This is a genomic window from Rhodococcus sp. P3_B8 (assembly GCF_056402775.1).
On record NZ_JBFUGT010000179.1, the window covers coordinates 1 to 12,980 of the forward strand.

Genomic DNA, 12,980 nt, shown 5'->3' on the forward strand with positions numbered 1-12,980 from the left:
CACCGGGACGTGTCATCTGTCCCGGTCAGACGGCTCGCCCAGGCCGCGATTCTTCCCCGTCCACCCAGGCGATCACATCGAACACCCGCAGCGCCGAAATCTCCTCAGGGAGGCCCGCCTCCTCCCGGATCGACAGCAACCGGCGGTGCAACGCTCCGTCGTCGGCACGGAGGGCCTCCCGGACCGGGTTCAGATGTGCCCGCTCGGTGCCCAGGACCTGGCTGACCACCGAATGTAGGGTCGAGAGCTGGCGCGGTGGCAGATCTTGACTGTAGGTCGCGAAGCCATTGTGAGCAGAACGGTTTCCCGCTCGGCTGTTCTTCTTCACGGCCGTGGTCAGGGTGCTCCGTTTCCAGCTCCCGCCCGTCAATCCGTGCATGCGGTTCTCCCGCACACGGCTTACCGACGTCGTTCACCGCCGGCATTCGGTCTCTCCCGCCAAGCCTTGAAAGGCCTGGGAGCGACGACAGTTCCCGACAGCGAGATCAGCCCAAGATGGTCCGGAGACTGGTAAGCCAGCACCGACCACCCGTACTCGCGGGAACGCTTGTGGCGCTTGGCAATGATTAGCGCCACCCGTGTCCACGCATGGTGGATGATCTTCTCGAAGGCGATCGCGGAGTTGCCGTACCGGAAATACGCGGCCCAGCCGCGCAGGAAACGGTTCACCTTCGCCACGATCACCTCGACCGGAAGCAGCAACCGCGACCGGCGGGTCAGTTCCCTGACCCGGTCACGCGCGTGCCTCATGGCCCTGTCCGCGGGCCAGCGAGCGAGAAATGTGACCGACTTCTTGCCGTTGCGACGTCCGGTCACCCGAACAAGCCGGTGGTGAAAGCCGAGGAAATCGAACCCGGCCCCACCGACCTCCAGATGCACAATCCGCGTCTTGGCTTCCTTCGGTTCCAAACCGAGCTCAGCCAACACAGCCCTCAACCGCGCCAAGGCGGCCTCGGCCTGTTCACGCGATCTGCACATCACCACCACGTCGTCGGCGAAGCGAACCAGCACCCCGTGCTCTCGCGCATTCCACGCCCGATCTATCCGGTGCAGATACACGTTGCAGAGCAACGGACTGATCACCCCGCCTTGTGGTGTGCCCGTCACCGGGCGCCGCAGCTGCCCATCCTCCATCACCCCCGCGCGCAGGATCGCGCGCAGCAGCTTGAGAACGGACTGGTCACAGACGCGTTCCTCGATCGCCTGCATCAACTTCTCGTGCGGAATCGCCGAAAAGCAATTGGCGATGTCCGTCTCGACCACCCACCGGCGGCCCCGCCAGGACTCATCGATGAGTACCTGCAGGCCGTCGTGCGCACCACGTTTCGGCCGGAACCCGAACGAGCACGGCAACATGTCCGCCTCGAACACCGGCTCCAGCACAATCTTCACCGCGGCTTGCACGATCCGGTCACGAACCGAGGGAATCGACAACGGCCTCGACTCGCCTTCCACACCCGGTTTCGGGATGAACACCCGCCGGGCCGGAAGCGGCCGGTACCGTCCCTGCCTCAATTCGTCGGCCAACTCGTCGAGCAGACGGACCACGCCGTACTCCTCGACCTCGACCAGGGTGACCCTGTCGATACCCGGTGCGCCCTCGTTCGCGCGCACCGCAACCCACCCACGCCATAGGACGTCTCTGCGACAGACCTTGTCCCATAGCGCATGAAACCGTCGCCCGGGATCGGCCTTGGCCGCCCGGTACAGCGCATGCTGCAAGGCACGAACCGGATCTGCGGGAGAAGATCCCGCAGCGGCGGAACTAGTCACCTGGACACTCACCGAGCCCCTCCAAAACAGCAATACACATCGACGAAGCAGCGGCCCTTCCCTCACCGGCGGTTATGTTGTCCGCTCGGCTCAAGCAGTACTATGGCCGCCTCCGACGCCCACCCGGCACGCCACCCACTTCCCGGATTACCGGTTATAGGGCACGCTGCTCCGAGGAACACCAATCCGCAGGTTCCCGGGCCGGGGAGGGCCTCTCCAGTTCCCGCCGCCACTATCGATACGTTCCGCACCCCATACGCCGAGGAGTCCTTCGGTGCCTGCATTTCCAGGTCTTGGGCACCTTCCGTGGCCTTCACCCTGATGGAGCGGGCTCGGCACTCCCTCTTTCCCACCCAAAGGCGGGCGGGATACCCTAACGACGCCGCAGGTTTCGCTTCATGCTACGGACCGCATCTTCGCTCCCCCTATTACAGGGCTTTCGACACTGGGCTCCGACCCGACCCGTTTCCAGACCGAGCCGCCAGTCTGCTACCGGGCCTCCTGGCAGCTACCCGGACCGGACTTACACCGGCAAGCGACGACGAGCTTACGAACACGACAAGATCGACTACCTCGAACTCATAGCCACTCCTCTCGTGTTCTGCTGGACGCACCCCAGATCGGATACAGCCGGGGACGTTTGCGGGCGATCAGCTTCGTCGCCTTCGTCTGGGCGATCCCCGGCAGCGCCCACAGGGCCGTCACGCGCAATGGTGGCCACCCGATCACGGGTACGTCGACGAATACGGGGGCGCTGCGGCGAGGACCAGTCGCGCATGTCGAGTGTCGAGAACCCGGGGGCGGCTGCGAAGCCGATTGCGCGGTTGATTCCTCTGCTGCCTCGCGGCAAGAAGGCGGGCCGCCCGCCGAAGTGGACCAAACGGTAGCTCATCGATGGTATCCGGTGGCGGATCCGGACGAGGACACCCTGGCGGGCGAGATCGCCACTACACCTGCTGCGCGTACATCTGCTGTGCATCCGTCGACACCGCACCGGCCGAGCTGGTGCGGTGTCGACGGGAGCCGTTGGGTGATCAAGGAAGGCTCCCGGACCGCCACGAACGAGACTGGCCGGAGCGAAACACCAGTCCGCCGCTGCCCACCCCTGATGCGGGCACTTCACCTTCTCGATCGGCCTGCCGGCGCCATTCTCAGAGCGAGTGTGGCCGCGGCGCCTGTAGGATCGTCCGCCGAAGCGCTGAAGGACAATCTTCCACCGGCGGCCGGACCCATCGCTTCGGCAATCAACATGATCCGATGATTGTTCACCGCGCGATCTTCCCGGAACAGCATGTCCTCGTCCACGTCTGGCACTTGTCGAATGCCCGTCGCGCCAGTCGTGTCTGGGACCACGTCAGCGGCCACCAACACCGGCAACACATACAAGTCCTCGTTGCCGGATTGGACGATTGTCCCCCACTCCACACGAGTGATCCTTGTTTGGTTGTGCGGGTTCGGTTGCTGCGCGACAGCCGCTTCGCGATATCGAACGGAATCGCCGACTATTGCTGTCCGGCTGGGACTGCCGTGAACTTCCGCCCGTTCGCGATGTTGTCGGCGACTTCGGCCTTCCAGGACGTCGCGGCACGAGAGACGTCGACCTCGAATTCATAGCGAGTGGTCATGTCGGGGGTGATGTCCTCGACGTCGACGTAGAACTGCTGGTACCAGCGGCGCAACTGGTAGACGGGGCCGTCTTCTTCGCACAGCAGCGGATTATCGATGCGCGTCTTGCTCTTCCAGATCGGCACGTCCTGGAGGAATACCGTCTGAAGACTGTCCGCGAACAGTGCGGCGGTCTGCTCGGCGATCTCGTGGGAGACCCCGGGTGCCTTCTTCACGAGCGCCCCGTATTGCAGCACGAATGAATCGGGGGTGACGGGGTAGTGGCAGTTGATGAGCATGCCCTCGGTCTTGTGGCCGTCGACCATCAATTCTTGCCCGTTCATCATGAAGGAGGGACCGTAGTACGCGGCCCACGACTCCAGTTGGGTATCGCCGTCGTAGGCCGTACCCACCTGCACGTCCTGACGCGGCACGCTGCCCATGTACTGGTATCCGATATGTCCTTCGAAGACGTTCTTGAAGTAGGTGGGCATGGTGTAGTGGACGTAGAAGAAGTGCGCCATGTCCACGAGGTTGTCGATCACCTCGCGGCAATTGCTCCCCTCGATGAGGATCGAGTTCCAGCTCCATTCGGTCCACTCGCCGGTTCCGTAACCCTCGATGTGTGGGATCGTGACGTCGGCCGGCGGCGGGTTGCCCTGTGGGTCGTGCCAGACGTAGAGCAGTCCGTTGCGTTCGAGTGTGGTCCACCCGCGGGTACGGGCCAGCGGAGGTACTCGCCGCGCGTAGGGGATGTCGGTGCACCTGCCGTTCCCGCCCCATCGCCAGTCGTGGAACGGGCACGCAATCGAATCGCCCTTGACGGTGCCCCGTGAGAGGTTGCCGCCCATGTGCCGACAGAAGGCATCGAGAACGTTGAGTTTACCGTCGGATTCGGATTGGAACACCACCAGTGTCGTTCCGAAGGCCTTGACCTCGTGCGGTTGCCCGTCCTGGTAGGGGGCCATCACACCGAGGCAGTGCCACCCGCGGGCGAAGCGGGTCGGGTTGCTGCCGGCATCGATGATCCGGACCTGGTCCGGCGGTGTGGGTGCGGAGCTCATCGCTCATTCCTTCCGATCAGTTCACTGCGCCACCTTTGGGCCGCCACCCAGATTTCCCATCGCGAGCGGGGCGTGGCGATTCTTTGACCCACTCAGTGGTCGCAATTCCGCTCAACGGAAGGGCCACTTGTTATCCCGCCATGACTGCGACCACGGTTGCGGGGCGGCAGCCTTGTCGAGTCGTTGGACCGTACTGACGCGGTTCCTCGGCTATCTGTGCGACCACCAGTCCGACGCCGCCCCGCTGCCACCCCCCTGAACCTGAAAGCGCGTTGATGTCCACTACTTTTCGCACAGGTGCGACCGATTCCTCGCCCCTCTTCCGCCCGCTGCAGGTTCGCTCACTCACGCTCGAGAACCGCATCGTCATGTCCCCGATGACCCGGACACACTCCCCGGGCGGGGTCCCGGGACCCGACGTCGCCGACTATTACCGCCGCCGCGCGGAGGGCGGCACCGGACTGATCGTCACCGAAGGCGTCGCGATCGACCATCCCACCGCCGTGGACCACCCGGATGTCCCGCGGCTGCGCGGCGATCCCGCAGTCGGCGGTTGGCGGGCAGTGGTGGACGCGGTACATGGGGCGGGCGGACGGATCATCCCGCAGCTGTGGCATGTCGGGCCCCTGTGGGGTGCAATGAGCGCGGTCGATCCGGCGCTGGGGTCTATGCGCCCCTCCGGGGTATGGGGCACACCCGGCATCACCTCATATAGCGACGACTACATCGCCCGAGCGCAGGTTCCCACCGACCCGATGACCGACCACGACATCGCCATGGTTCTCGACGCCTACGCCCGCGCCGCGGCCACCGCGTTGGAGGCCGGGTTCGACGGGATCGCCATCCACGGCGGTCACGGCTACCTGCTGGACTCGTTCCTGTGGGCGGGCACCAACCAGCGCGGCGACGAATGGGGCGGCGACCTCACGCGCCGCACCCGGTTCCCCGCCGAGGTCGTCAAGGCCATTCGCGCCGAGGTCGGCGCGGCCACCCCGATTGTCTACCGGTTCTCCCAGCACAAGCAGCAGGACTACACCGCTCGGATCGCCGAGACACCCGAGGAGCTTGGCGTGATCCTCGGCGCGCTGGTCGAGGCCGGTGTGGACGTGCTCGACGCCAGCATCCGCCGCTTCGACCTCCCCGCATTCGAGGGCAGCGACCTGTCGCTGGCCGGCTGGGCGAAGAAGCTCACCGGCATCACCACCATGGCGGTGGGCAGCGTCGGCATCGGCACCTCTCTCCGCGAGAGCCGCACCCGGGGAGCCGCCCCCACGGTCGACAACATCGGCGAGCTCGAGCGGCGCTTGGCGGCGGACGAGTTCGACCTGATCGCGATCGGCCGTCTGCACCTGGCCGACCCGGGACTCGCCACCACCCTGCGCCGTGGCGGCCCGCTCCCCGCGTTCGACCGGGACCGGCACGAGAGTGTCCTGCATTAGCCGCGCAGACACCGTCGCCCCGCTGGGTAGCAGCTACATCCGAGCCGGCCGTCGAACTCTTGGTCTCCCTCGAACCGGTACTCCGGCAACGCCGTGTGAACCCGATCGCCACTGCCTGTCGGGAAACCGATCTGGTGACACCGGCCACACCGACGTTGCGTGCATACACTCCCCGGCTTCACGTCAATCCGCATCATCGGAAAGGGCGTTCAGACAAACGTTTCGCTTTGACCAGCAAGGAAAGAGGCCCGACCCTGCACGCCCCGCCCTGAGCACAGACCGGCCACACCCAGCCGATCTCGATGCGTGGGCCGGACCATGCACCACCGCCAGAGAGCCAGATCATCTGACCCGTGTTCACGTCCGCCCATCAGGACTGAACCCCGGAGCGCGCACCTCGAGTCGATGCCGGATTGCCTGCTACGCACCCACCGTGGCCGTACCGCCGTCAGCAGCACCGAAGATTGTGGAGCAGCACCATTACTCGCGATTGAACTGAAACCGAACCCACCGTAAGGTCAATCACTATGGCTGAATTATTCAGCACAACAGCACTTCTGGGTGTCAATGGCATCGACATGTTCATCACCGAACAGGGCTCGGGCCCTCCGGTGGTGCTCTGCCACGGCTTCCCCGGGCTGTCCTTCTTCTGGCGACACCAGCTGCCCGCGCTCGCGGGCGCCGGTTGGCGTGCCATCGCTCCCGACATGCGCGGGTACGGCCGCTCCGACCGCCCCACCGACCCCGCCGCCTACGACCGTGCCAGCACCGTCGCCGACCTTATCGGCCTGCTCGACGAACTCGGACTCGACCGGGCTGTCTTCGCCGGCCACGACTTCGGCGCGAACCTGGTGTGGGACCTGGCGCGGTGGGCACCCGACCGCGTCGCGGGTCTGATGCAGTTCAGCGTCCCCCTGGCGCCCCGCTCCCCGATCCGCCCCAGCGCCGCATCCGCAGCGCTGGCCCGCGAGCACTTCCTGCACATGCACTATTTCCAGCAGCCGGGGCGGGCCGACCAGGAACTGGCCGCCCGCCCCCGGGATTTTCTCGCCCGCCTGCTGTGGGCGCTGAGCGACACCGACCGCTATCTGCAGTGCTGGGAGCACCCCTCGGAGGGAAACGGCTACCTCGACGTCCTCCCCCACGCCCCGACACCGCCGTGGTCATGGCTCAGCGCAGAAGAGTTCGAGCACTACGTGGCAGAATTCACCCGTACCGGGTTCACTGCCGGGCTGAATTGGTATCGCGCCCTCGATCTGGTGTGGGAGCAGAACGCTGCCACCGCAGACACCCCGATCGAAACTCCGTCGGTGTTCATCGCCGGGCAACGGGATCCGGTGCTCTCGATGATGGGACCCGATCCACTCGGCGCCATGGCCCAACAGGTTCCGGGCCTACGGTCCACCCATCTGATTCCCGGCGCCGGCCATTTCGTCCAGATGCAGGACCCTGAACAGGTCAATGCCGCGATGCTCCACTTCCTGGAGCACCTGCGGTGAGGAACCCGCCCAGACCACGCTGCGCGAACAGCGCGCGTACCCCTGCAGGCATGGGCTGCCACCTTTCACTGATCGGGGTGTGGCCGGCAAGAAAGGCGCTGCTACAGTGCGCGCCGGAGTCGGGATCAGGCCTTTCATGCCGCGGGCCCGAGGAGCGGGATTGTCGATGTCCGCTCCTCGGGCCTGTCGGTTTCTCGGCGGCGTGGATTCCGGGACGGCGTCTGGGCCCGGCCGTCTTGGTCTTATCCGGTCATTCGACGATCGAAGTTCGCGGCCCGCTCGCGTTGTTGCGCGGCTCTTTCGCCTGGGTTCACGAAGATGGTTGCGGGAGAAAGGGCTTGCCGTAGTTGGTCTGCCTTCACGACCTTCACCTCGCGGACGGCCGATTCCAGTGTGGGTGTGCCGGTCATGGCCTGCCAGCGGACCGCGAGCATCCCCGATCCGTGTCCCTCGGGGTCGAGCCAGTTGAATACACCGGGGTCGTTCTTCGAGATGACGAAGGTGTAGGTTCCGTCGGGGTTCGGCTTGGACTGGGTGGTGTTGAGGCTGCTGGTGTGGTCGCGGTACTCGTATGCCACTCCCCAGGGGTCCGTGATCTGGATTCCCAGCGACTTGGCGCCGACGGGGTCCACGGTCGCAACAAGAGCCTGATCGTCGGCAAGGTCGAACCATCCGTTGGTCGACAGGCCTCGGCCGCCGGGCCTTGCACGCACGGGGCTGAACACGTTCGCCGGTGCCGCCGCGTAGAGGTACTGGTTGAAGTAGGACAGCCAGAAGGGGGCCATCTTCGACAGGATCTCAGCCGAGCGCTCCGCTAGTTGGTCGACGCTCTTCGGTGCGGCTATCGGGGGTCCGGACACCCGCGTGATGTCCAGCTGGACCGGGTTCTCCCGCGACCAGTCGTTGAGCAGGTCACGCACGACGAGGAACGACGTTGTCTCTGCCGGGATGGGCAGATGGTTCCGGCGCCCGTCCGCAGGCTTGGAGTCGACGGTGACGACGAACGAGCCGTCGGCTCCTACCGTGATCTGGTCGCTGCTCAAGGCTCCGATCGTCTTGCCGGCCTCGTTGTTGAGGACCGTTGTCCCGGGAACCGCGTCCCGCAGCTCGAAATGCAGCTCGACAGGTCCGGGCGCGGTGATTTTGCCTCGGATCTCATAGGACGCGTCCCCCGCGACGGTCGCTTGCCGGTAGACATTGTCCGGGTTCTCGATACCGTACCCGGAGCGGGGCATGCTCAGGCCCGAGAACTCGTGCGGTGCGGTGATCGCCCACATCAGAACCGGATCGTCCGGGTTTTCGCTGAGCCCGTACTGGACCGCGGCCGCTGCAATCGAATTCGCCGCACGGTCGATGGTGGCCTTCCCCGCCGGTGTCGAGCCCCGGGGGTCGGCGGCGTAGAGCGCCCGAACCTGGCTGATCTGGTCCCGGACGACCTCGGTTCCGAGAATCTGCCGGGCGAGCGCTTCGAGTTTGCGTTGACCATCGGTGGCCAGCACACTCTGTCCGTGCCCGGTGGACGAGCCGCTGGACGAGCCGCCCGGCAAGTCCGACAACAGCCCATTCAACCATTCTGACGGCGAGCCGGCTGGCCAATCAGACGAGCCGCCCGTCGGCTCGGCGTGGGCAACGCCGACAGCGCTGCACGCCACGCTCGCCACGGCGACGGTGCCGATCACACCGATGACCGCGAAGTGCTTGAAGGCAACCACCTTCCGGCGTATCAGTCCTCGGTGGGAGCGAACCGGGGGTATCACGTTCCCCATGTGGGTTTCCTTTCACTTGGTGTCATACGCACAGCGTTGAGGTGCTGCACAGGTGTGCTCTAATTTCCTTGGCGTGCCAGCAGATCCGATGGCGTCGCCACACCGTGTCAACGGTTTGCCGTGCGGGCAACTCCCGCTTCCGATGAGCGGACTATCGCCAGGTCGACCGGTCGCCGACATAGCCGGACCCGTCGCGCTGCCGCAATCCGGGGTCGAGGTGACGGCGGATCGAGCCGGTCAGATCGAAGTACTGCGCGATGGCCGCAGCGGCGAGCTGCACAGGTGCAACCTGCTGCCGCTCGAATGTCACCTGCCCCGTCGGCCCGCTGACGGACAATCCCACCTCCGCTCCGCCCATCGAACCGATGCGCACCCCAATGCAATTGAGCCCGGGGGTGCACGTTCCGAAGGCAACACCGTGTTGCCGACCGCTGTCTGATTCCGCATGAACGCCGGCATCCACCTGTTCTCGTCGGGGCGTGGCTGCGAGTAGTGCCTTCCCGATCGTCGACGACCGTGCGGGAATACGCCCTCCGATCCGCGTCTGGAGGTCCGGGCCAGCCCGGTCGGCGATCTTCTGGAGATAGAGCACATTGTTGCCGTCGAGGACACCGAGATGCACGACATGCCCCGTGACGCGGTGCAACTCGCTCAGCAGCGGCTCCACCACGTACTCGAACTTGTTCTGGTACAGGGCGAGCATGCCCATCTCGACCAGCTTTCCGCCGAGTTCGTACTCGACGCCGCTGCGGCAGATCCAACCCATTCGCACCAGTTGTTCGAGCATCCGATGCGTACTCGTTCGCGGGATTCCGGTGCGGCGAGACAATGCGGTCAGCGTCAGGCGCGGTGCGCTGCGGAAGCTGTCGAGGATCAAGGACACCCGGTCGAGGGTGGAGACGGCCAGACCCGTCTCCGAGGGTTCTCCTGCGTGCATACTCGGGCTCCCCTTCGGCTTGGGACACGTTGCAGTGGTGCATCTGTGGTCGTACTCGATCGGGACGGCGCTGCGCCGGTTCCGGTCACCGACTCGGTCAGGCTTTGAACGCCACGCCGTGGCGGGCCGCGACACCGTCCAGAAAGCTCTCCAGCACCTCGACGAAGGTGGCGTATCCGGCGTGTTCGTGCAGGTCCGACATGAATCGGGTGGCCCGCCCGTGGGTCTCGCGGAGGTGATCGCCCAAGTCCGATCCCACCTGGCGTCGCCACTCGCTGAGCTCCATGCCCGAGGCGACCTCGATCGCCGGGTCTTCGATCATCAGTGCCGCCATCCCGAGGGTCAGGCCCGCGACACCGAAGATGACGGTAGAGCCCGCGGTCCGGCCCATTCCTGCTCGTTCCAGGCTTTCCAGGACCAGCTCGAGCTGGTCGAGGGAGGCCATGTCCATCCGCCGGCGGGTAGTCGACCACACCTCGATCAACCAGGGGTGTTGCGCGAAGGCGTGCCAATCGGCCAGCGCCATGGTTCTGGTCATCTCCCGCCAGGTCGCCTCGGGGCCGGTGGGCATCTGAGTCTGTCCTGTGATGGCGTCGACCATCGCCACCACGAGGTCGTCGCGGTCCTTGACATGGCGATATGACGCCATGGTGGAGACCGCGAGGGCGGCCGCGACCCGACGCATCGACACCGCACCGATCCCCTCCGCATCGGCAATCGCAATGCCAGCCTGCGCAATTCGATCTCTTGTCAGCGGCTTCTTCATCGTCTGCAATCTTCTCCGGCGAGTAGTGACACAACCAACCACGATGTGTACAGTGTACACACACCGACGTGATCGGGGCCACACCCGATCGCAAGCGGTGAACACCACCCGGACGGAACCGCGCCCGCGGCACAGTCGATGACCGCCGCCGGACAGCCCATGTGGCCAACACGTGCCGACCCGCCACGAATGCAGCTCGCAGCGAAGGGAGATCCGGATGTCAGGTAAAGCTGACCTCCTCCGTCCGGAGTGATCGCCGGTGCGGTGGCCGAAACTATCTTCGGACACCGTCGCCACCACGAACCGGCCGGCGCCGATCTCGACATCGCGGAAGGGCTCCAAGCCAAACCCCGCGTGGCCGACATATGTCCGGCCATCGACGAACACCTGCTCCGGTCGAGGGGCAGGCCGGAATTTCTCGCACTTCTCCACGAAAGGGCACACCGGTGACCACTGCTCCCGACATCCTCGCCCCCGCCACACTCGGCCCACTGACCCTACGCAACCGGATCATCAAATCGGCGACGTTCGAGGGCAAGACCCCGAACGCCCTCGTCACCGACGAACTCATCGAGTTCCATCGGCGTCCGAGCGCGGGCGGGGTGGGAATGTCGACGGTCGCGTACTGCGCGGTCGCGCCGGAGGGGCGCACCGAGTACGGGCAGCTATGGATGCGGCCCGACGCGGTGCCCGGGCTGCGCCGGCTCACCGATGCCATCCACGCCGAGGGCGCCGCGGCCTCCGCCCAACTCGGGCACGCGGGACCGGTCGCGAATCAGAAGTCCACCGGCTTCCCGGCACTCGCCCCGTCCCGCTCCTTCAACCCGTTGAGCATGCGGATGATCCGCAGCGCCACCGTCAACGACATCACCCGGATCACCAACGCGCACGGCGCCGCCGCGCGGCTCGCGGTAGAATCAGGATTCGACGCCGTCGAGATCCACTTCGGCCACAACTATTTCGCCAGCTCGTTCCTGAGCCCAAAACTCAACCACCGCAAGGACTCCTACGGTGGGTCGCTGGAGAACCGCGCCCGGGTGGTGCTCGAGACCGCGCGCACCGTGCGCGCCGCGGTGGGCGCGAAGGTCGCGATCCTCGCCAAGCTCAACATGGACGACGGCGTCCCCGGCGGATTCTGGATCGACGAGGCCATTCAGGTGGCGCAGTGGCTCGAGGCCGACGGCAGCGTCGATGCGCTGGAACTGACCATGGGCAGCTCGCTGCTCAACCCGATGTACCTGTTCAAGGGCGACGCCCCGATCCGCGAGTTCGCGGCCGCCATGCCGCAACCGATACGGCTCGGAGTGCAACTGATCGGCAAGCAGATGCTCCACTCCTACCCGTACCAGGACCTGTTCATGCTCGAGCACGCCCGGCAGATCCGCGCGGCCGTGACACTGCCACTGGTCCTGCTGGGCGGGATCACCGATCGGGCCGGCATGGATACCGCAATGGCAGAGGGATTCGAATTCGTGGCGATGGCCCGGGCACTGCTACGCGAACCAGACCTGGTCAACCGCATAGCGCGCAACGCGCAGACACGATCACTGTGCATCCACTGCAACAAATGCATGCCCACCATCTTTACCGGCGCACGCTGCGTCCTCGTCGAACGCAGCTAGCGGGAGACACTTCGGCGTGACGCCCGCGACGACGACTGGACCCATTGCGCGTCGATCCGGCGACTCTCCCGGACACCGCCTTTGGCGGGCTGGACGGAGTGGATCACACACGACCACGCCCCAACGCGCGCGCAAACATCAGACGACACATCGTTACTCACCACAATCATCGGACAGTCAGGAGACCAGAAAATGGGACGACTCGAGAACAAGGTTGCCGTGATCACCGGAGGCGCCAGAGGAATGGGCGCCTCACACGTGCGACGGTTCGTGCAGGAGGGAGCCAACGTCGTATTCGGCGACGTCCTCGAAGAGGAAGGTCGGGTGCTCCAGAAGGAACTGGGCACACACTGCACGTTCGTCCCGCACAATGTCACCAGCGAGGCCGGCTGGGCCGAGATCGTCGAACGCGCCACCACCGACTTCGGGGCACTCGACATCCTGGTCAACAACGCCGGAATACTGCGCTTCGACACGATCGAGGAAATGGACGTCGCCGACTTCAAGCG

The 12,980-nt window shown here is 65.5% G+C and carries 12 protein-coding genes; 4 read left to right on the top strand and 8 right to left on the bottom strand.

Annotated features, from left to right (window positions below):
• Positions 1-25: 25 nt before the first annotated feature.
• The 5 genes from AC1D1G_RS31730 to AC1D1G_RS31750 all read right to left on the bottom strand — a co-directional run bounded on the left by AC1D1G_RS31730 (position 26) and on the right by AC1D1G_RS31750 (position 4,442).
• Positions 26-328, bottom strand: a complete 303-nt coding sequence (locus AC1D1G_RS31730) for a DUF6308 family protein (protein WP_477955159.1) — start codon at positions 326-328, stop codon at positions 26-28.
• Between the two features lie 71 nt (positions 329-399).
• A complete protein-coding gene (gene ltrA / locus AC1D1G_RS31735) occupies positions 400-1,839 on the bottom strand; it encodes a group II intron reverse transcriptase/maturase (RefSeq protein ID WP_477955161.1) in 1,440 nt (479 codons plus the stop codon).
• Between the two features lie 513 nt (positions 1,840-2,352).
• Positions 2,353-2,478 (bottom strand): DUF6308 family protein, encoded by a 126-nt coding sequence (locus AC1D1G_RS31740; protein WP_477955163.1) that lies wholly within the window; start codon positions 2,476-2,478, stop codon positions 2,353-2,355.
• A 414-nt stretch (positions 2,479-2,892) separates the two neighbouring features.
• Positions 2,893-3,198: a hypothetical protein gene (locus AC1D1G_RS31745; protein ID WP_477955165.1), complete on the bottom strand. Its 306-nt coding sequence runs from the start codon at positions 3,196-3,198 to the stop codon at positions 2,893-2,895.
• 77 nt (positions 3,199-3,275) lie between these two features.
• Complete coding sequence (locus AC1D1G_RS31750) at positions 3,276-4,442, bottom strand: 3-ketosteroid-9-alpha-monooxygenase, oxygenase component (RefSeq protein WP_477955167.1); 1,167 nt, start codon at positions 4,440-4,442, stop codon at positions 3,276-3,278.
• 275 nt (positions 4,443-4,717) lie between these two features.
• Here AC1D1G_RS31750 and AC1D1G_RS31755 point away from each other — a divergent pair, with 275 nt between their 5' ends.
• Positions 4,718-5,881: an oxidoreductase gene (locus AC1D1G_RS31755; RefSeq protein ID WP_164065627.1), complete on the top strand. Its 1,164-nt coding sequence runs from the start codon at positions 4,718-4,720 to the stop codon at positions 5,879-5,881.
• A gap of 521 nt (positions 5,882-6,402) precedes the next feature.
• Positions 6,403-7,380 (top strand): alpha/beta fold hydrolase, encoded by a 978-nt coding sequence (locus tag AC1D1G_RS31760; protein WP_477955176.1) that lies wholly within the window; start codon positions 6,403-6,405, stop codon positions 7,378-7,380.
• A gap of 242 nt (positions 7,381-7,622) precedes the next feature.
• Here AC1D1G_RS31760 and AC1D1G_RS31765 read toward each other — a convergent pair whose 3' ends face one another.
• The 3 genes from AC1D1G_RS31765 to AC1D1G_RS31775 form a co-directional block, all read right to left on the bottom strand.
• Positions 7,623-9,146, bottom strand: coding sequence for a DUF1214 domain-containing protein (locus tag AC1D1G_RS31765; RefSeq protein WP_477955169.1), 1,524 nt, complete (start codon positions 9,144-9,146; stop codon positions 7,623-7,625).
• 151 nt (positions 9,147-9,297) lie between these two features.
• Complete coding sequence (locus AC1D1G_RS31770) at positions 9,298-10,083, bottom strand: IclR family transcriptional regulator (RefSeq protein WP_477955171.1); 786 nt, start codon at positions 10,081-10,083, stop codon at positions 9,298-9,300.
• Positions 10,084-10,180: 97 nt separating this feature from the next.
• A complete protein-coding gene (locus AC1D1G_RS31775) occupies positions 10,181-10,768 on the bottom strand; it encodes a TetR/AcrR family transcriptional regulator C-terminal domain-containing protein (protein ID WP_477955177.1) in 588 nt (195 codons plus the stop codon).
• 527 nt (positions 10,769-11,295) lie between these two features.
• Between AC1D1G_RS31775 and AC1D1G_RS31780 the strand changes: the two genes are divergently transcribed.
• Both AC1D1G_RS31780 and AC1D1G_RS31785 read left to right on the top strand, forming a co-directional pair.
• Positions 11,296-12,471, top strand: coding sequence for an NADH:flavin oxidoreductase (locus tag AC1D1G_RS31780; RefSeq protein WP_477955172.1), 1,176 nt, complete (start codon positions 11,296-11,298; stop codon positions 12,469-12,471).
• 192 nt (positions 12,472-12,663) lie between these two features.
• A partial coding sequence (locus tag AC1D1G_RS31785) for an SDR family NAD(P)-dependent oxidoreductase (protein WP_477955174.1) occupies positions 12,664-12,980 on the top strand: 317 nt, incomplete at its 3' end.

Excerpts from the sequence above, each read along its gene's own strand:
- AC1D1G_RS31770 (WP_477955171.1), bottom strand. The coding sequence starts at position 10,083 with ATGCACGCAGGAGAACCCTCGGAGACGGGTCTGGCCGTCTCCACCCTC.
- AC1D1G_RS31775 (WP_477955177.1), bottom strand. The coding sequence starts at position 10,768 with ATGCGTCGGGTCGCGGCCGCCCTCGCGGTCTCCACCATGGCGTCATAT.
- AC1D1G_RS31750 (WP_477955167.1), bottom strand. The coding sequence starts at position 4,442 with ATGAGCTCCGCACCCACACCGCCGGACCAGGTCCGGATCATCGATGCC.
- AC1D1G_RS31765 (WP_477955169.1), bottom strand. The coding sequence starts at position 9,146 with ATGGGGAACGTGATACCCCCGGTTCGCTCCCACCGAGGACTGATACGC.
- AC1D1G_RS31755 (WP_164065627.1), top strand. The coding sequence starts at position 4,718 with ATGTCCACTACTTTTCGCACAGGTGCGACCGATTCCTCGCCCCTCTTC.